This is a genomic window from Lysinibacillus louembei, from assembly GCF_033880585.1.
GTDB lineage: Bacteria > Bacillota > Bacilli > Bacillales_A > Planococcaceae > Metasolibacillus > Metasolibacillus louembei.
In genome coordinates, this window is record NZ_CP137624.1 from 3,869,154 (window position 1) to 3,887,598 (window position 18,445).

19 protein-coding genes and 1 other annotated feature are annotated in these 18,445 nt (G+C 38.6%); of the genes, 2 read left to right on the top strand and 17 right to left on the bottom strand.

All coding sequences use genetic code 11. The features are described from left to right. Window positions 1-2 precede the first annotated feature (2 nt). The 6 genes from R6U77_RS19350 to lspA form a co-directional block, all read right to left on the bottom strand. Entirely contained in the window at window positions 3-1,277 is a 1,275-nt protein-coding gene (locus tag R6U77_RS19350; RefSeq protein ID WP_319836860.1) for a dihydroorotase, read from the bottom strand. A gap of 1 nt (window position 1,278) precedes the next feature. Beyond that, window positions 1,279-2,157 (bottom strand): aspartate carbamoyltransferase catalytic subunit, encoded by an 879-nt coding sequence (locus R6U77_RS19355; protein ID WP_319836861.1) that lies wholly within the window; start codon window positions 2,155-2,157, stop codon window positions 1,279-1,281. Between the two features lie 28 nt (window positions 2,158-2,185). After that, window positions 2,186-3,520, bottom strand: coding sequence for a uracil-xanthine permease family protein (locus R6U77_RS19360; protein WP_319836862.1), 1,335 nt, complete (start codon window positions 3,518-3,520; stop codon window positions 2,186-2,188). 10 nt (window positions 3,521-3,530) lie between these two features. Beyond that, a complete protein-coding gene (gene pyrR, locus R6U77_RS19365) occupies window positions 3,531-4,067 on the bottom strand; it encodes a bifunctional pyr operon transcriptional regulator/uracil phosphoribosyltransferase PyrR (RefSeq protein WP_319836863.1) in 537 nt (178 codons plus the stop codon). A gap of 217 nt (window positions 4,068-4,284) precedes the next feature. After that, a complete protein-coding gene (locus R6U77_RS19370) occupies window positions 4,285-5,190 on the bottom strand; it encodes an RluA family pseudouridine synthase (protein ID WP_319836864.1) in 906 nt (301 codons plus the stop codon). Next, a complete protein-coding gene (gene lspA / locus R6U77_RS19375) occupies window positions 5,187-5,666 on the bottom strand; it encodes a signal peptidase II (protein WP_319836865.1) in 480 nt (159 codons plus the stop codon). The genes R6U77_RS19370 and lspA overlap by 4 nt, the downstream gene beginning before the upstream one ends. A gap of 146 nt (window positions 5,667-5,812) precedes the next feature. Between lspA and R6U77_RS19380 the strand changes: the two genes are divergently transcribed. Together R6U77_RS19380 and R6U77_RS19385 are read left to right on the top strand one after the other, a co-directional pair. Further along, a complete protein-coding gene (locus R6U77_RS19380; RefSeq protein ID WP_319836866.1) occupies window positions 5,813-6,895 on the top strand; it encodes a type III polyketide synthase in 1,083 nt (360 codons plus the stop codon). Next, window positions 6,883-7,419 carry an isoprenylcysteine carboxyl methyltransferase family protein gene (locus tag R6U77_RS19385; protein WP_319836867.1) on the top strand — a complete coding sequence of 179 codons (537 nt, stop codon included), beginning with the start codon at window positions 6,883-6,885 and terminating at the stop codon, window positions 7,417-7,419. The genes R6U77_RS19380 and R6U77_RS19385 overlap by 13 nt, the downstream gene beginning before the upstream one ends. Before the next feature lie 79 nt (window positions 7,420-7,498). Here R6U77_RS19385 and R6U77_RS19390 read toward each other — a convergent pair whose 3' ends face one another. From R6U77_RS19390 to R6U77_RS19440, 11 genes are all read right to left on the bottom strand, one after another. Beyond that, complete coding sequence (locus R6U77_RS19390; RefSeq protein ID WP_319836868.1) at window positions 7,499-8,728, bottom strand: EAL and HDOD domain-containing protein; 1,230 nt, start codon at window positions 8,726-8,728, stop codon at window positions 7,499-7,501. Between the two features lie 396 nt (window positions 8,729-9,124). Next, complete coding sequence (ileS, locus tag R6U77_RS19395) at window positions 9,125-11,884, bottom strand: isoleucine--tRNA ligase (protein WP_319836869.1); 2,760 nt, start codon at window positions 11,882-11,884, stop codon at window positions 9,125-9,127. Window positions 11,885-11,933: 49 nt separating this feature from the next. Then, window positions 11,934-12,159: a binding site (T-box leader), on the bottom strand. Between the two features lie 62 nt (window positions 12,160-12,221). Then, a complete protein-coding gene (locus R6U77_RS19400) occupies window positions 12,222-12,743 on the bottom strand; it encodes a DivIVA domain-containing protein (protein ID WP_293922059.1) in 522 nt (173 codons plus the stop codon). A 92-nt stretch (window positions 12,744-12,835) separates the two neighbouring features. After that, window positions 12,836-13,624, bottom strand: coding sequence for a YlmH family RNA-binding protein (locus tag R6U77_RS19405; RefSeq protein WP_319836870.1), 789 nt, complete (start codon window positions 13,622-13,624; stop codon window positions 12,836-12,838). Between the two features lie 57 nt (window positions 13,625-13,681). Then, window positions 13,682-13,945: a YggT family protein gene (locus R6U77_RS19410; RefSeq protein ID WP_293922063.1), complete on the bottom strand. Its 264-nt coding sequence runs from the start codon at window positions 13,943-13,945 to the stop codon at window positions 13,682-13,684. Window positions 13,946-13,967: 22 nt separating this feature from the next. Next, window positions 13,968-14,465 (bottom strand): cell division protein SepF, encoded by a 498-nt coding sequence (locus tag R6U77_RS19415; protein ID WP_319836871.1) that lies wholly within the window; start codon window positions 14,463-14,465, stop codon window positions 13,968-13,970. Between the two features lie 16 nt (window positions 14,466-14,481). Further along, entirely contained in the window at window positions 14,482-15,150 is a 669-nt protein-coding gene (locus R6U77_RS19420) for a YggS family pyridoxal phosphate-dependent enzyme (RefSeq protein WP_319836872.1), read from the bottom strand. Between the two features lie 203 nt (window positions 15,151-15,353). Then, complete coding sequence (locus R6U77_RS19425) at window positions 15,354-15,593, bottom strand: YlmC/YmxH family sporulation protein (RefSeq protein WP_319836873.1); 240 nt, start codon at window positions 15,591-15,593, stop codon at window positions 15,354-15,356. Window positions 15,594-15,839: 246 nt separating this feature from the next. After that, window positions 15,840-16,613, bottom strand: coding sequence for an RNA polymerase sporulation sigma factor SigG (sigG, locus tag R6U77_RS19430; protein WP_319836874.1), 774 nt, complete (start codon window positions 16,611-16,613; stop codon window positions 15,840-15,842). 91 nt (window positions 16,614-16,704) lie between these two features. Continuing rightward, window positions 16,705-17,409 (bottom strand): RNA polymerase sporulation sigma factor SigE, encoded by a 705-nt coding sequence (gene sigE / locus R6U77_RS19435; RefSeq protein WP_066170302.1) that lies wholly within the window; start codon window positions 17,407-17,409, stop codon window positions 16,705-16,707. Window positions 17,410-17,425: 16 nt separating this feature from the next. Beyond that, window positions 17,426-18,250 (bottom strand): sigma-E processing peptidase SpoIIGA, encoded by an 825-nt coding sequence (locus R6U77_RS19440; RefSeq protein WP_293922077.1) that lies wholly within the window; start codon window positions 18,248-18,250, stop codon window positions 17,426-17,428. Window positions 18,251-18,445 lie beyond the last annotated feature (195 nt).

Consider the following 18,445-nt stretch of genomic DNA (forward strand, 5'->3'; position numbering starts at 1 on the left):
ACTTATTGTGCCTCCTCGAATGCGATTTTACCTTCTACCATCGTTAATACTGGCCAGCCTTTTGCTACCCAACCGTTAAATGGCGTGTTGCGACCTTTTGAAACAAATCCTTCTGCATCAACTGTTTGCTCTTTGTTTAAGTCAATGATTGTTAAGTCTGCTGACGCACCTACTGTTAATGTACCGTATGGTAAATCAAAAATTTGAGCAGGCTTCACTGTCATCCAATCAATTAATTGCTTTAATGTCCATTTTCCTGTTTCTACAAAGCTTGTATATAAAAGTGGGAATGCTGTTTCAAAGCCAACGATACCGAATGGCGCGCCTACCATACCACAGCATTTTTCCTCTACTGTATGTGGTGCATGGTCTGTTGCAATACAATCAATCGTGCCGTCTAACAATGCCGCATGTAAGGAATCTTTATCTTCTATCGCACGTAATGGTGGGTTCATTTTCCAGTTCGCATCATCTGAAGGGATGTCCATTTCCTCAAGCAGTAAATGGTGTGGACAAACCTCTGCTGTCACGCAAATACCTGCCGCTTTTGCATCGCGTACTGCACGTACAGATTCCTTTGTCGATACGTGACAAACGTGATAGCGAGCGCCTGCCGCTTCCGCTAATAATACGTCACGTGCGATTTGTACCGATTCACAAATTGACGGAATTCCTGGCAAGCCAAGCTCTTTATTGCGTTTACCCTCATGCATCACGCCGTCATAAATTAGTGAGTTATCCTCACAGTGTGCAACTACAACCGCATCAATGCGAGCCGCTTCCTTCATTTGTTCATACATTGTTGCTGCTAGTTGAATGCCGACACCGTCATCTGAAAAGGCCACTGCGCCCTGTGCTTTTAGCTCTTCCATATTTGTACGTACTTCACCTGAAATATCTTTTGTTAATGAGCCGTATGGCAATACGCGAATAACAGCACTCTCTTTAATTAAGCCATTAATCAATTGCATGTTTTCAATTGAGTCAGGCACTGGCTTCGTATTTGGCATGGCGCAAATTGTCGTAAAACCACCTTTGGCTGCAGATGCCGTACCTGTTGCAATCGTTTCTTTATGCTCAAAGCCTGGCTCACGTAAATGTGTATGTACATCAACGAAGCCTGGTGCCACTAAATTGCCTTGCCCATCAATCACTTGTGCATCTGCTGGCTGTTCGCCACCGATTGCTGTAATTTTGCCTTCTTCAATCGTAATACTTGTCGTTATTAGCTCGCTTGCTTCGTTCACCATTTTGATGTTGTAGATAAATGTTGTCATATTATTCTCTCCCCTTCAAAATTGTTTCTAAAATTGCCATACGTGCAAAAACGCCGTTACGTACTTGCTGGAAAATACGCGAACGCTCACATTCCACTAGCTCATCTGCGATTTCCACATCGCGATTCACCGGCGCAGGGTGCATAATGATTGCTCCATCCTTCATTTGCTTCTCACGCGCTACTGTTAAGCCATATTGCTCATGATAGCTTTCTTTTGAGAAGCTTCTGCTTACTGAATGACGTTCATGCTGAATGCGCAATAGCATAATCACATCGCTATCATGGATTAGCTCGTCCCATGAATGATGCGCCTCAAATTGCCCTGCCCATTCTTCTGGACACAGAAAGCGAACGTTCGCTCCTAGCTTTACTAACGCAGCTGCATTCGATTTTGCTACACGACTATGAGAAATATCTCCAACAATCGTAATATTTAAGTTTTCGAATGTGCCAAATTCCTTCTGAATTGTGTATAAATCAAGCAAGCTTTGCGATGGATGCTGTCCTGCACCATCTCCTGCATTAATCACAGCGCAATGAATGCCTTCTAGCAGCTCATTGTAATATTCATCTTCCTTTGCACGAATTACGACTGCATCTAACCCAATCATTTCAAGCGTCTTTACTGTATCGTACATCGTTTCACCCTTTAATGCACTTGAAAATTCCGCATCAAACGGAATGACTGTACAGCCTATGCGCCGCTCCGCCATTTCGAAGCTTGTTTTCGTTCTTGTGCTTGGCTCAAAAAATAAATTAGCGACATTGTAGGAGCGTGCTAACTGTGGCTCTTCACCATTTTCAAAAGCTTTCGCTCGCTCTAATATGTGTAAAATTTCTTCATTTGTTAAATGCTCCATGGATAATAAATTTTTCATTTGAATGCCTCCATTTACAATGTGCTTTTTACTCTTCGTCTAAATTTGCAACCTCTTTTTCGCGCTCTGGTAATAGTAGATTTAATAAAACCCCAACAATTGCTGCTAATGCCATTCCTTCTACTTTAAAGGCATCTGTAAAGTGAAATGCTGCGCCACCGATACCGATGACTAAAATAACAGATGAAATGACTAGGTTGCGGTTGTTGCCAAAATCAATATTATTTTCAACAAGCATGCGCAAGCCGCTTGATGCAATAATCCCAAATAATAAAATCGAAATGCCACCTAATACCGCTGTTGGAATCGTTTCAATCAATGCCATCGCTTTGCCTACGAAAGAGAATACGATCGCTATAATCGCTGCTCCTAAAATGACATACACTGAGTAGACCCGTGTAATCGCAAGAACTCCGATATTTTCACCGTACGTTGTTTTCGGTGGTCCACCGATTAAAGCACTCAAAAATGTGCCTATCCCGTCCCCTAGTATCGAACGATGTAAACCAGGGTCTTTAACATAATTGCGATTGACTACTTTCCCTAACACAAGCTGATGCCCGATATGCTCTGACAATGTTACGATAACGATTGGCACCATCGCCCAAAAGATTGTCGAGGTAATCGTAAATTCATAATGGACACCTGGTATTAAAAAGTCTGGCAGTGTAAACCATTTTGCCTCACCTACCGCAGTAAAATCGACAAGTCCAAGAATCACCGCGTATAGATAGCCGATAATGATGCCGAGTAAAACAGGCATTGCACTTAAAATATTTTTGAAGTAGACCGTGAAAATAATTGCAGAAAATAATGTCACTAGCGCTACTGTGAAATGCTTAAAGCTGTAAACCGTTTCTTTCACCATTTCACCTGTCGCTGTATCAAGCGTTTCCACCGTAATGTTCATCGCCATATCGACAGCCGTTGCAGCTAACCCTAAACCGATAACCATAATGACTGGTGCTACCACGATTGGTGGTAAAATATTCATCAGCCACTTATAGCCTGTCTTCCATATGACTAATGAAACTATCCCATATGTAATTCCGACGAGCATTGCTCCTATCATCGCATTTCCAGGGCTGACACTCTCACCATTTTTTAATCCGCCTGCCGCAATCAATATTGGTGCGATAAAAGCAAACGAAGAGCCTAAATAAGCAGGTACTTTAAACTGTGTAATTAATAGAAAGACGATTGTAGCAATTCCGCTTGTTAATAAGGCGATTGCTGGGCTTAAACCAACTAGCTTTGGCACTAAAATCGTTGAGCCAAACATCGCAAACATATGCTGGAAGCTCAATGTCACTAACTGAATGCCCGATGGCTTTTCATGAATATCTAATAGCGGCTTCGACATATCGCTCCTCCTAATTTTTATGAATACTTACTTGATCTAGCCCATCCACTTCTGTCAAGCTAACAACAATGCGTTCTTGTCCGGATGTCGGGATATTTTTTCCGACATAGTCAGCACGAATTGGGAGCTCTCGGTGTCCTCGATCTACTAAAACCGCTAGCTGAATTTGTGCGGGTCTTCCTAAATCCATAACCGCATCAAGTGCCGCACGCACTGTACGTCCTGTGTACAGCACATCATCCACTAGCACGATTTTTTGCTCGCTTACTTGGTAATCAATTGCAACTTGCTGTACTCTTGCCTCATCCTGCTTTGTTGTTAAATCATCTCGATATAATGTGATATCAAGCTCCCCTGTACGAATTGGCTTGCCTTCGATTTTTTCAATGCGCTCTGCTAATCGTTTTGCTAAAAAAGCACCGCGCGTTTTAATCCCTACTAAAATACATTGGTCAATCCCTTTGTTGTGCTCAATGATTTCATGTGCAATGCGTGTTAAAGCACGATTCATTGAAGCACTATCAAGTAAAACATTAATGTTTGACATTTGTGATCCCCTTTCTCAGTATGCAAAAAACCTCCCAAGCAGCTGCTTGAGAGGTTTGAAAATTCCATGTTGAAATAGCATGTAGTAAGAATTTTGCGCACAAAAATCCCCTACACTTCACAAGTTACCTTCTCAGCCTCTCTGGACTGCCATTAAAGGTGCAATATTTATTTTTACTGCTGTTTATTATAATACTATGCTTGTTTACTGTCAATAGCTATTGACGTAACTCTGTAAGCAGCTGCTCAAAGTCCTCTGGTAATGGCGTCGAAAACTCTAAATATTCACCTGTGACAGGGTGAATAAAGCCTAAAATACCTGCGTGTAACACTTGTCCACCAAAATCCAGCGTTTTTTTCGGTCCATATTTAGGATCACCTACTAATGGAAAACCGATGTACTGCATATGCACACGAATTTGATGTGTACGTCCTGTTTCTAAGCGACATTCTACTAATGTATAATCACCGAAGCGTTCAATAACTTGGAAATGCGTTACAGCATGTTTACCATTATCAACAACAGCTTGCTTTTGACGATCTTTCGTATCGCGCCCAATCGGTGCATCAATCGTTCCTTTATCATGCGCTATATGTCCATGCACTAAAGCCGTATATTTACGTGTTACTGATTTTTCTACAAGCTGATTCACTAACGATTCATGTGCAACATCATTTTTCGCAACCATTAATAAGCCTGATGTATCTTTATCAATGCGATGGACGATACCTGGACGTAATATGCCATTAATGCCCGATAAATCTTTGCAATGATGCATTAAGCCATTTACTAATGTACCTGTCGTATGACCTGGTGCTGGATGAACAACCATTCCCTTTGGCTTGTTCACAACGACAACATCCGCATCCTCATAAATGATATTTAAATCTAGCTCTTCCGCAATTACCTCTAACGTTTCTGGCTCAGGCACGTCCACTTCGATGACATCGCCCTCTTTTACTTTGTATTTCGCCTTCACTGCTGCACCATTTACTTTTATAATGCCATCCGTTACCCAGTTATTAATTTGCGAGCGTGACCATTCTTCTTGTAAGCTTGCTAACGCTTTATCAATACGCTCGCCTACTTGTTCTACTTCAATTGTATATGTGACTACTGTCATTGTTTCACCTTTTTCTTTTGTTGTCGTTCGTCTAAAATTACTGCAAGCAATAGCATAACAACTGCAATCGACAATGCAGCATCCGCTACGTTAAAAATCGGAAATTCATAATTGATGATAGGAATAAGCACATCGACAAAATCAACGACTTCTCCTCTAAATAAGCGGTCGATAAAATTCCCTACAGCTCCACCAAATAGTAGCATTAAGCTTGCTTGTAGCAACGGCTTGCCTTTTGCCTCTGTATAGAAAAAATAAAGAATTGCTACAATCACACCAATTGTTACAATCGTGAATAACCACATTTGTCCCTGTAGCATCCCCCATGCTGCTCCACGATTGCGATGTGATAATAAGCCGAGCCACGGATCCCAAATCGCAATACGCTCACCAAGTTCCATATTTTTAACAATCATCCATTTTGTAATTTGATCCAATAAAATAGCAATTATAGCTATTCCATAATACTTCTTCACAAACGCCGCCTCCGTTTACACAGTATGCTATACATTTTACCACAGACTGTGTAAGACGAATAATATTATCTTTTATAACGGTTAGGCATGTTGTCCGCTCCATGTTGCATACATTACATCATACTTGAATTGGAGGGAAAATTTACATGCCTAAAATTTGTTCAATTAGTACATATAAAATGGCACATACATTGACACAGCAGCATGCACAACAATTAACAAAGGACCTTTTTCACAAACAGATGCCTCGACTTGAAAGGCTATTGCAAGTTTTTGATAACGGCGGCATTGAAACTCGGCAGCTTTGCGTTCCTGCTGAATGGCATCGCATTCCACACACATTTGCAGAGCGCAATCAATTGTATGTGGAGCTAGCAACCCAGTACAGTGTTGAAGTTATTCAACAATGTCTAACAAATACCGATTTCCTTGCTTCACCTATTGATCCAATTGATATTGATGCCATCATTTTTGTCAGCACAACTGGGCTAGCTACACCAAGCATTGATGCACATGTTATGAATATATTGCCTTTTTCTGATCGAGTAAAGCGTACCCCTCTCTGGGGGCTTGGCTGTGCAGGTGGGGCCGCAGGAATTAGTCGAGCATTCGATTTTTGTCAAGCATATCCTACAGCGAAAGTGCTTGTCGTTTGCGTAGAGCTTTGTAGCTTAACCTTCCAAACAGAGGATGTACGTAAAAGCAATATTGTTGGCGCATCGCTATTTGCAGATGGGGCCGCAGCTGTCCTTATATGCGGAGACCGAGCAAATGTGGAATTACAGGGCGCTGTGCCACATATTCTTCATAGTGCTTCAAAACTATTACCTAATTCTGAAAATGTAATGGGATGGGATATACAAAATAGTGGCTTACACGTAATTTTTCAAAAAAGCATTCCAGCAATTATCGATAGCTGGCTTCATCCATTTATTACAGCGTTTTTAGAGGAGCAATATTTAACCGCAAGGGATATTTCTTATTTTATTGCCCATCCAGGTGGAAAAAAAGTGCTGGAGGCTTATGAAAAAGCACTAACATTAACAGTCGAGCACACCGCTATTGCTCGCACTATTTTGCAGCAATATGGCAATATGTCATCACCTACTGTGCTGTACGTTCTTGAACAATTTATGCTACAAAATAGGACGTCTGATGCATTCGGCTTACTCGTTGCCTTAGGTCCTGGCTTTTGTGGGGAAGCTGTCTTAGTGAAATGGGGGGCATAAAGGTGTCTTATTTATTTATAGGAATTATTATTTTACAACGCTTAGCAGAGCTGTTTATTGCCCAGCGCAATGAGCGTTGGCTTCGTGCACAAGGAGCCTATGAGGTTGGGACATCACATTATCCATCTATGCTTGCATTGCATAGCAGCTTTTTTATTGTTCTGCTGCTAGAAATAACGTTCAAAAAAACGTCGCTATCTTCCTTTTTCCCGATATTGCTATTGCTGTTTCTGCTCGTGCAAGCTGTACGTATATGGTGTATCCATTCCTTAGGTCGCTTTTGGAATACTAAAATTTTGATTTTGCCAAATGCTAACGTTGTTCGCAAAGGGCCTTATCGCTTTTTGCGTCATCCTAATTATCTTGTTGTTAGCCTAGAGCTTTTCCTGCTGCCTTTCATGTTCCAAGCTTACTTCACTGCATTTCTTTTTACTATATTAAATATAGTCATGCTCTTTGTTCGTATTCCAATTGAGGAACGAGCATTACGACAAGCTACTAATTATAATGAAACGTTTAAATAACGCGAGGGTTTTTGCACGCCCTTATATCGATAAAGAAACTACATTGAAAAGTGCATAATGCTTTCAATGTAGTTTCTTTTTATAATAATTTATCAGCCCAAGTCGATGCTTCACTATACAATTCATCCATTTCATAAGCATCCAAACCCAAAGGCGCTCCCATTTCCTCAAGCTTATCCCACTCTAGCTTACTTAGTGTAATACTAAATTGTAAATAAGGCGTTATATCTGTTGGATCGCCTAAAAGCGTATGAATGACATTGTTTGATAAAGGAAGTTTTTCTATAATATCTTCTAAATTGCTCTTCAATAATGTATCAATTAATGAAAACATACCTGTTAAAAAATATTCTGATGAATTTTTCTTATTATTACGCTTTGCCAGCATTTCACAAACTTTTGCTCTAAATAAAGATGAACGCATAATCTCCTTGTAAAAATCTCCATTGTCTCCAAAATGCTGCTCACTCATTGCTATAAAATAAATCCATTTTCTTAAGTTTGGAATACCAATCATCATAATTGCTTGTCTAACCGAGTGAATTTTTGATTTGGATTGTGCAGTTGTAATATTGATTGTTTGTAAAAGTTTATATGTTAACGATAAATCATTTTCTATACTTTCAGCTACTAATTGAACATTCGGCTCTTCGTCATTTAACAATACTAATGTATTTAAATATTGAATTGTATTTGACGGAATACTCGCGCCAGTCAAAGTCTGCGGCTTTTCGAAAAAATAACCTTGGAATAGTGTATATCCTGAATTTTTAGCAATATGAAAATCATCATATGTTTCTACTTTTTCTGCAAGTAACTGAATATGTGGGAAATGCATCTTTACTTTTTTCTCGACTTTATAACGCTCTTCTATAGGGGACAATAAAAAATCGATTTTAATATAATCGATAAATTGAAATAGTTCGTCGTATTCTTCTATTTGCTCATTTAAAATAAAATCATCTAGTGCAATTTGAAAGCCTTTTGCTTTTATCTCTCGTGCTCGTTCAGTCAGCTTTTTTGTAATCGCAATATCTTCCAATATCTCGATTACTATTTGAGTAGGATCTAACCAATCGAAAATAGAGCTATATAATAAATTCTCAGTAAAATTCACAAAAACCGGCTTGTCCTTCATCACTTTTTCTGCACCAAAAAGGAGGAGCGTATTCACTAGCACTTTTGCTGTAGCAGTATCAGAATCAATATTAGGAAATTCATTTAAATCTTTACTTCTATATAATAATTCATAAGCAATAACTTCTTTTTTAGCATTAAGAATTGGCTGTCTACCAACAAAAATCTCCATTCCATTCCCCTTCTTTTTATATAATTTTATGGGCAATTATTCCATTTTATTTATAAAAAAATAAAAATTTAAGTATTAAGTCATAAATAATTCTTAAATACAATCAATTTATGAAAAGATTAGTTATATAGCATTATATATAATATATAAAAAAAACAAACTTTAATTGCCTGCTTTAGTATAGATAAATGAGTAATAGCCAAAATTCATTTCATACAAAATTGCTATGATTATTTATTGCTGCCTCTTCCTTCTTAAAAAGCTCTAAAAAACCCTGAACTACTCCATTTCATAAAATAGTTCAGGGTATTTAGCTAAAATTATTTATCAATTATGCCTCAGTGTAATTGTGTCAGTGGCTTGATTTGAATCAGCAATAAACATTGCTGAATTAAGTTAAATATAATATTTTTCTACAACATCCGCACAGCGAGCACATAATGTCGTATGCTTAGCATTTGTGCCAACAGTTGGTGTAATTGTCCAGCAGCGCTCACATTTTTCACCTTCTGCTTTTTCGACAACAATTGCTGTTTTATCTAAAACTAAAGCATTTGCTGGTGCATCTGCTTTCACGCCAGCTACTTCAAATGCTGAAACGATAGATAATTGTGCAAAGTTGATATTAGCGTCCTGTAGTAATGTTGCTACTTCTTCATCTGCATAAACCGTTAATTTTGCCTCTAACGATTTACCGATTGTTTTCGCATTACGCGCTTCCTCTAATGCTTTTAACACTTCATCACGTACCGCAATAATCTTTGTCCATTTTACGCGTAGCTCTTCGAAGTTTGCTTGCTCATCAACTTCTGGGAAGTCTGTTAATTGTACAGACGCTTCCTCTTGACCTAAGTAAGACCACATTTCATCTGTTGTATGCGGTAAAATTGGCGTCAATACTTTTAACAATGTCATTAACGTATCATACATCACTGTTTGCATTGCACGACGATCTTTTTGATCTGCACCTTCAATATAGACAACGTCTTTAGCGATATCTAAATAGAAGGAAGATAACTCTATTGCTACGAAATTGTTGACAACTGTATAAACTGTTGAAAACTCGTAGCGGTCATAAGCCGCACGTACTGTTTTTAATACGTCTTGCAGGCGCATATACATATATTGATCCATCTCACGTAGCTCACTATAAGCAACGCGGTCTGTCGCTGGATTGAAGTCTGCTACGTTACCATGTAAGAAACGCAATGTGTTACGGATTTTACGATATACTTCCGATACTTGCTTTAACATATCCATTGAAATACGCACATCACCTGTGTAGTCAACAGACGCCACCCATAAACGCAAAATATCTGCACCATATTGATCCATTACCTTTTGCGGGATGATAACATTGCCTAACGACTTACTCATTTTGCGTCCTTCGCCATCTAATACGAAGCCATGTGTTAATAAGCCTTTATATGGTGCATGACCATTAATTGCAACAGATGTAATTAACGATGAATTGAACCAGCCGCGGTGTTGGTCAGAGCCTTCTAAATAAAGGTCTGCCGGATACTGCATACCACGCTCTACTAGTACGCCTTGATGTGACGAGCCTGAATCGAACCAAACGTCCATAATATCGTTTTCTTTCGTAAACTCACCGTTCGGGCTACCTGGATGTGTAAAGCCTTCTGGTAATAGTTCCTTCGCTTCTTTTTGGAACCAAATATTTGAGCCGTGCTCACGGAACAATGCTGCAATATGTGCAATCGTTTCTGGTGTAATAATCGGCTCACCATTTTCCGCATAGAAAATTGGAATCGGCACGCCCCATGCACGCTGACGGGAAATTACCCAATCTCCACGGTCACGAATCATATTATATAAACGTGTTTCACCCCATGCTGGTGTGAATTCTGTTGCTTTGACAGCATCTAGTAATTCACTACGGAACATTTCAACAGATGCAAACCATTGTGGCGTTGCACGATAAATAACAGGTTTTTTTGTACGCCAGTCATGTGGGTATGAGTGTGTGAAGAAGTTAAGCTTTTCTAATGCACCAACTTCCTTTAATTTTTCCGTAATCACTTTGTTCGCATCATCGTAGAAAAGACCTTCAAAGCCCGGTGCTTCGCTCGTATAACAGCCACGATTATCAACAGGTGATAACACCTCTAAGCCATATAACTTCCCGACATTAAAGTCGTCTTCCCCGTGTCCTGGTGCAGTATGAACGCAGCCTGTACCAGCATCTGCTGTAACGTGGTCGCCAAGCATCACAAGTGAATCACGGTCGTAGAATGGATGTGCTGCTACAACACGGTCTAATGCTTCACCTTGTAGCTCCTGCACAATTTCATAGCTTTCCCATGCTAATTCTTGTGCGATTGTTTCAAGTAAATCTTTTGCGATAATAAATTTATTGTCAGCTACTGCGACAACAACGTATGTTAATTCTGGGTTTACTGTAATACCAAGGTTTGCTGGTAATGTCCAAGGCGTTGTTGTCCAAATAATAAATTTCGCATCTGCTGGCACAACACCTTTTGCATCTTTAATCGCAAAGCTTACATAAATCGATGCAGATTTGACATCTTTATATTCGATTTCTGCTTCCGCTAATGCTGATTCAGATGATGGTGACCAATAAACTGGCTTTAAGCCTTTATAAATATAGCCTTTTTCCGCCATTTTACCGAACACTTCAATTTGACGTGCTTCAAATTCAGGCTTTAATGTGATATATGGATTTTCCCAATCGCCACGCACACCTAAACGTTTAAATTGTTCACGTTGATTAGCGATTTGCTCATAGGCATATTCCTCACAAAGCTGGCGGAATTCTGCTACTGACATTTCTTTGCGCTTAACGCCTTTGTTTGTTAATGCTTGCTCAATCGGTAAGCCATGCGTATCCCAACCTGGCACGTATGGTGCATGATAGCCTGTCATTGAACGATGACGTACGATCATATCCTTTAACACTTTATTTAACGCATGACCAATATGGATGTCGCCGTTCGCATATGGAGGTCCATCATGCAGTACATAATGTGGGCGATCCTTCGTGCGCTCAGTAACAAGCTGATAAATATTTTGTTCATTCCATTTTTCTTGCATTTTCGGCTCATTTGCTGGCAAATTTCCACGCATTGGGAAATCTGTTTTCGGCATTAATAACGTGTCTTTATACTCTACCATTTGTTTAAAACCCTCCTTAGATAAATAAAAAAAAGCTTCTCATCCCTCAAAAAGGGACGAGAAGCTATAACTCGTGGTACCACCCTAATTTACACAAAAGTTTGTGTCTCTTAGAACGCTGTAACGTTGCGTCAAACGAAATTACTTACTCATTTTTGTTTTCAGTAATTTAGCTTAGAAGTGATGTTCTGCTCTAATTGTTTCGTCTGAGCTCCCACTATCCCCAGATCGCTAGTCAGCAATTAAAACATACTGTCTTCCTTAAGTGCCATTGTGCATATATAACTCAGTATATGAAAAACAGAAAAAAACGTCAAGCGCTATAGCAACGCTCAAATTATTTTTCGATGTCCTCTACAACCTTCACCTGCTCTTGAATATCTGTTAAATCAACATCGTATTCAAGTAAATGCTCCCAATCATCGGTATTCAGCAAATCAAGCTGTGCTTCTACAAGCATTTTGAAACGGTTGCGGAACACCTTTGATTGCTTTTTTAGTTCGTCAATTTCAATCGTAATTTTTCTTGCCTTTGTTAAAGCATCGTTCACGATACGGTCAGCATTTTTTTCTGCTTCCTTGACGATTAGCTTCGCTTCCTTTTGTGAATTGCGACGAAGCTCTTCAGCAGCATCTTGTGCTACAACGATTGATTTTTGTAAAGTATTCTCTAATGTATTGAAATGACTAATTTGCTCTGACATCATTTTCACTTTTTCTTCAAGCTCTTTTTTATCGCGCAAAATAATTTCATAGTCTTTAATAATTTGATTTAAAAATTCATTTACTTCATCTTCCACATAGCCGCGAAAGCCTCTCGTAAACTCCTTATTATGTATATCAAGCGGTGATAACGGCATTACATGACACTCCTTTATCCATATCATCTTTTCATCTATTATAAAGCTTTTATGCCATTATGAACACGAAAATTCATAAAAAACAGCGATATTTATGATTTTTGCTCTAAACGTCCTATTTGTAATCGGATTTTATCCTTTTTTGTTCGTCCTTCAGTCATCAGTATTTTGAAGCGTCCGAAGCCTCTGACAGATACGATATCGCCTTCCTGCAATTCAAAGCTTACATGCTCACGCTCTGTCCAATTGACCTTCACTCTTCCTGATGTTACTAAGCTTTGTGATTTTTGACGTGACATATTTAAGACAGTAGCAAGTACAACATCCAGCCTCATCGATGAAATAAGCACAAGCTGCTCTCCCCATTCTTCCTCTGTTTGAATTAAAGGAGCTTGTTCATCTAATTCCTCGACATGAATCTTTACTTTGCCAATCGATGTTAAATTCGCCCTCACATAATCAGCTACTTCTGTCGCGACGGCAAACTGGGCTGTACTGTCTGCTACGCGAATATCACCAAATTTACTGCGATCTATGCCGAGTGACAATAAAGCCCCAAGCACATCTGGATGCTTTAATTGGACAAATTTAGCCGGATAATTGACACGAAATATCGTAATTTGGAAATCTTCTGCTACTGCCTCAAAATAGCTTGGCGCAATCATCATGCGCTCACGCTCAGCAGTATCAAACACGCCTGCTGATTTCACTTGCAACTCATCCACTTGTCCAACAACTGACATCACAATAAAGCGTTGACGCGGATCTAAAAAATCCGTCAATTTTGGTGCATAGCGATCCTCTACCTCTCGTTGCCAGCCAACAACTTGTTCAATAAAAGGCTGCTCATCTTTGCGAAAATGCTGAATTAAATGTTCCATCTTTTCTCTCCATTTGTCAGTAAATATAATAAAAGCCCCCTAAAAGGAGGCAAATGTTTAAAATACGATATAGCTTGCGACAGTAATAACTCCTTGCTGAATAAAACGCAATGCAAACAATGCAACGATTGGGGAAATATCAATCATCCCTAGTGGTGGAATGAATTTTCTAAAAATCCCCAAATAAGGTTCTACTAATGTTGCTAAAAAACGACCTACTGCTGAATCCTGTGCTGCTGGTATCCAAGACATTAAAATATAACCAATAATCATAAATGTGTATATTGTAAAAACTTGGTTAATAATTTGAAAAATCATCATATAAATTATATCCTCACTAATTTTAAATATCTTCTAAATAGCTTGAAATCTCTCCTGAAACCTCAACATTATCCGGTGTACATAAGAAAATATCTACACCTACTCGTTGAATATCGCCACCTAACGCATATACTGTACCGCTTAAAAAATCAATAATGCGTCTACCTTGATCAATATCGATACGTTGTAAATTGACAATCGTTGCACGCTTATTTTTCAAATGCTCTGCAATATCCTGTGCTTCTGCGTAGACACGTGGCTCAATCAATATCACCTTCGAGCCTTTTGATGACACTGCTGCCTGTAAGCTTACGACATTATTCACAGCATGCACTTGTGCGGGCTCTTCATGCACTTGAATTTTACGTTCTTTTTTCACGCGATTATTAACGACTGGTTTGGGCTGTTCTTGTTGCTTCGGCGGCTCATATGAAGTTTTGGGCGTTGATTGCTGCGCTACTTCCATTTCTTCTTCCTCGTCTAAATAAAAGAAATTTTTTATTTTATTTTTCATGCTCATATTTTATCCCTTCCTTCTAGCCAACAAGAGCTGTGCCGATTCTTACAAATGTCGCACCTTCCTCAACGGCAATTTCGTAATCGTTGGACATCCCCATTGAAAGTTCTGTACAAGGCGCATATGGTAGTTTTAATGCCACAACTTCCTGCTGTAATTTTTTCAAATTGCGAAATACTGACCGTATCAGCTCTTTATTATCTGAATATGGAGCCATTGTCATTAAACCAACAACTTCAATTTTTGTCATATTTGCTAAGCTATGCAGAAAATCAATTGTTTCTTCAGCAGTTAACCCATGCTTTGATTCTTCGCCTGACACATTTACTTGCACAAAGCATTTCACAACATGCTGTGCTCGCTTTTCAATTTCCTCAGCTAGGCTTAAGCGGTCTAGTGAATGTAAATAATCAATTTCATTAATTACTTGCTTTACTTTACGCGTTTGCAATGAGCCGATGTAATGCCAATTAGCAAATTGCTGTATCGCTTCTCTTTTCACTAATAATCCTTCTGGACGGTTTTCACCTAAATGTAACAAGCCTGCATCAATCGCTTCTGCTGTACGTGCTACATCTACTTCCTTTGTAACAGCAATAATCTGGACTGGCTGCCCGTAATTACTTCGTTCTTTCGCCTGGTCTATATTCACTTGAATTTGTGCTAAGTTTTCAATAATTTTTGCCAATGCTTTCCCAACTTTACATTCAAAATTTATTCACTTTAATTGTATTATATATGAACAAATGCTCACGATAAATCAAAAATTCTATGAGCTGTTGTTTATTACTAACGTAGTATTAGTCTTTCAAGTATTTTTACTTTGTTTCATTGTAACAAGCCTACTATAATTTATCAATGAATAGCTTAAGTTATTATCATTCTTTCCCTCTATGCCAAAACACCTTTTACTAAAATAACATCCTTACCAATTGTCAAAATATCATTTATAGAAATTTTTCGTGTTACTTCTTCCCCCTGAAAAATATGCAATATTTTTTTCGGCTCTGCTACAAGAAACCCTGTAATCATACCGCTCTTTTCGCAAATTTCAGCATCAACAATATAGCCGATAAAGCGGCCACTTCCTGCCTCAATAATTTCCTTTTGCTGCGCCACTGAAAAACGCATCATATCCACTCCTCGAATTGTGTCTAAATTGTAGGTGTGCCTGGCACTCTAAAATAAAAAAATCCACTTACAACGAGTGCGTCTAAGTGGATTTTCATTATTATATCGTCTGAAAGTGGCACGTTAGACCGCTTTCTTCTTGAAATATTCACCATTAAGAAAATGGTTACTTTTATGGACTTCAAAGTCTTTTTTTTTAATTTTAAAACAGATAAGTGCAAGTAGTGCACTAGCAACGCTCACCTATTACTGCAAATAATCGGCCTGCATCATTTCGATTGCGCTTTTTTCTAAGCGTGAAATTTGTGCCTGTGAAATGCCCAATGATTTAGCAATCTCCGTCTGCGTTTCACCATAGTAAAAGCGTTTCGCTACAATAAGCTGCTGTCTTTCATCTAATTTTTGCAGACTTTCCTTCACTGACACATAATCAACCCATTGATCCTCAGACACATCGCCCTTTAGCTGATCCATTAAATACATCGCATCACCGCCATCGGAATAAATTGGCTCCTGCAATGAAACAGGATCTTGAATGGCATCGAGTGCAAATAGCACATCCTCTGGCTTCATTTCAATCGCCGCTGCTAATTGTTCAATCGTTGGCTCATATAAATTTTCCGTGATAAATCGCTCTTTTGCCTGCATCGCTTTGTAAGCAATGTCTCGCAATGAGCGTGATACACGCAGCGCATGATGGTCACGCAAATGTCTGCGAATCTCTCCGATAATCATCGGTACAGCATATGTCGAAAAACGTACATTATGCTTTAAATCAAAATGATCGATTGCTTTTAATAAACCGATACAGCCCACTTGGAATAAATCATCAGCCTGCTCACCACGATATGAAAAGCGTCCTACAATACTTAATACTAAACGTAAATTACAAATAACAAGCTCCTCACGTACAGCGATATTTCCCGCTTGTAATTGAACGAATAACTCACGCATTTCCTCATGTTTTAACACTGGGAGCTTTGCTGTGTCTACACCACATAGCTCTACTTTTGTTCGCATCAACTATTCCCCTCCGAACGATTATCTTTCGTTCAGTTTGTCCCGGGATAAAGTAGGCTATGCGTAAAAATGGACGGCAAATTCATCCAAGTTATGCAATTGGCGCATTTAAATATTCGCGCAATTCCAATATTATTTTTTTCTCTAAGCGTGAAATGTATGATTGCGAAATTCCTAAATGATCAGCTACTTCCTTTTGTGTCATTTCTTCTTTACCATTTAAACCAAAACGACATTCCATAATGTATTTTTCTCGTGGGTTTAGGCAATTAATTGCACTAAACATATGTTGACGCTCGATTTTGCGCTCCACATCATTCGTTATAATATGCACCTCTGTACCTAAAATATCCGATAGCAATAACTCATTGCCATCCGCATCAGAATTCAGTGGCTCATCAAATGATACTTCACCTTTCATACGGCTTGTTTTTCGTAAATGCATTAAAATTTCATTTTCAATACAGCGTGAAGCATATGTTGCGAGCTTTATATTTTTTTCTTTATTAAATGTTTCAATCGCTTTAATTAAGCCAATCGAACCAATACTAATTAAATCCTCAATCGGTGTACCTGTATTATCAAAGCGTCTTGCGATATAAACAACGAGACGCAAATTTCGTTCAATCAATGTATCTCTTGCGGATAAATCCCCATTCATAAAGGCTTCAACGACAGTTAATTCTTCTTCTCTAGTCAATGGTACTGGCAATGAATCATGTCCTCCTATATAGTATGTTCCTTTGCGAAAGAACTTACTCCAAATATTTTGCAAATACGCTACTAGTTTTTGAATCAATCATTCTCCTCCTTTATTGTTGACTGGAAAGCGCTAAAACATGAAGCATCATATCAGCTTGCTGCGGAAAATTGGCATCATTTTTCGTTAGTACGACATAATGTCCCGTCACCTTTTGTTCATTAATCGTCCATTCTGTTAAACGAAATGCAGGTACAATCGCCTTACTTTGCACAGTGGTCAATGGTATTAGACGAATAGATGTTAACCACTCACGTGGAAACATCGACAAATTATAAGGTGATGCCGCATCCCATAAAGTGATTGCCTCATTGATAGCATCAGGTAGCTTATCCTTAATCATCTGATAGGAAATAAAATGTACAGGTTGTTGACTAATAGGCTCTGTACACATATTTCCCGTATCGATAAAGCCCCGTAGCTCCAATTTTGTATCACCTAAATGCAATTTACATGTTACTACATAGCTTGCCTGTATTTTTTGTTGCCAAAAGTTGCGCCATTTTATTTCTGCCCCTTTTGAGCTAAAAATGGCAAGCAGGCTACAAAGTACAATATAAAAAAGCAATGAACGACCTGCTAAAAAAGGTTGTACTGCTGTTAATAAGCCTCCTAGAAATATCGTTGCCACAACAAGTACTGCTGTTTGTTTCAGTAAAATACGATATTGGAATGAAAAGGCTATGCCAGCTAATAAAAGGGCACTTATAACAGCAACCATAAATGATTGTGTGAAAATTGCACTAATTGCACCACTTATAAAAGCAGCAAATAAAGCTCGCCTTTTCGTCACATAGACATTAGTTATTTTGCTTATAAACAAGACGAGTAAATAATTAAATAGTGTATTTATTAATACAAGCCATTCGCCAACCATGTATCGCTTCCTCCTAGTTAGAAGCTTACCATTAACACTATGTTAGAAATTGTCACTTCATTGTATTCATTTCATAAAAAATTTAGACAAGAAAACGCAAAAAAATTGGGAAATTGACAAAATAGGCAGGGAACGATAGAAAAAATGAGAGTAATACAGCACTCTTTCTGTAGCTATTCGTATTTTCTTTAGAAA

Excerpts from the sequence above, each read along its gene's own strand:
- R6U77_RS19350 (WP_319836860.1), bottom strand. The coding sequence starts at position 1,277 with ATGACAACATTTATCTACAACATCAAAATGGTGAACGAAGCAAGCGAG.
- R6U77_RS19410 (WP_293922063.1), bottom strand. The coding sequence starts at position 13,945 with ATGATGATTTTTCAAATTATTAACCAAGTTTTTACAATATACACATTT.
- R6U77_RS19440 (WP_293922077.1), bottom strand. The coding sequence starts at position 18,250 with ATGGTTGGCGAATGGCTTGTATTAATAAATACACTATTTAATTATTTA.
- R6U77_RS19385 (WP_319836867.1), top strand. The coding sequence starts at position 6,883 with ATGGGGGGCATAAAGGTGTCTTATTTATTTATAGGAATTATTATTTTA.
- sigG (WP_319836874.1), bottom strand. The coding sequence starts at position 16,613 with ATGCGAACAAAAGTAGAGCTATGTGGTGTAGACACAGCAAAGCTCCCA.
- R6U77_RS19405 (WP_319836870.1), bottom strand. The coding sequence starts at position 13,624 with ATGGAACATTTAATTCAGCATTTTCGCAAAGATGAGCAGCCTTTTATT.
- R6U77_RS19415 (WP_319836871.1), bottom strand. The coding sequence starts at position 14,465 with ATGAGCATGAAAAATAAAATAAAAAATTTCTTTTATTTAGACGAGGAA.
- R6U77_RS19390 (WP_319836868.1), bottom strand. The coding sequence starts at position 8,728 with ATGGAGATTTTTGTTGGTAGACAGCCAATTCTTAATGCTAAAAAAGAA.
- ileS (WP_319836869.1), bottom strand. The coding sequence starts at position 11,884 with ATGGTAGAGTATAAAGACACGTTATTAATGCCGAAAACAGATTTCCCA.
- R6U77_RS19425 (WP_319836873.1), bottom strand. The coding sequence starts at position 15,593 with ATGCGTTTTTCAGTGGCGCAGCAAAAGGAAATTATTGAGGCAGGAAGT.
- R6U77_RS19355 (WP_319836861.1), bottom strand. The coding sequence starts at position 2,157 with ATGAAAAATTTATTATCCATGGAGCATTTAACAAATGAAGAAATTTTA.
- R6U77_RS19400 (WP_293922059.1), bottom strand. The coding sequence starts at position 12,743 with ATGCCGTTATCACCGCTTGATATACATAATAAGGAGTTTACGAGAGGC.
- R6U77_RS19380 (WP_319836866.1), top strand. The coding sequence starts at position 5,813 with ATGCCTAAAATTTGTTCAATTAGTACATATAAAATGGCACATACATTG.
- R6U77_RS19360 (WP_319836862.1), bottom strand. The coding sequence starts at position 3,520 with ATGTCGAAGCCGCTATTAGATATTCATGAAAAGCCATCGGGCATTCAG.
- R6U77_RS19370 (WP_319836864.1), bottom strand. The coding sequence starts at position 5,190 with ATGACAGTAGTCACATATACAATTGAAGTAGAACAAGTAGGCGAGCGT.
- pyrR (WP_319836863.1), bottom strand. The coding sequence starts at position 4,067 with ATGTCAAACATTAATGTTTTACTTGATAGTGCTTCAATGAATCGTGCT.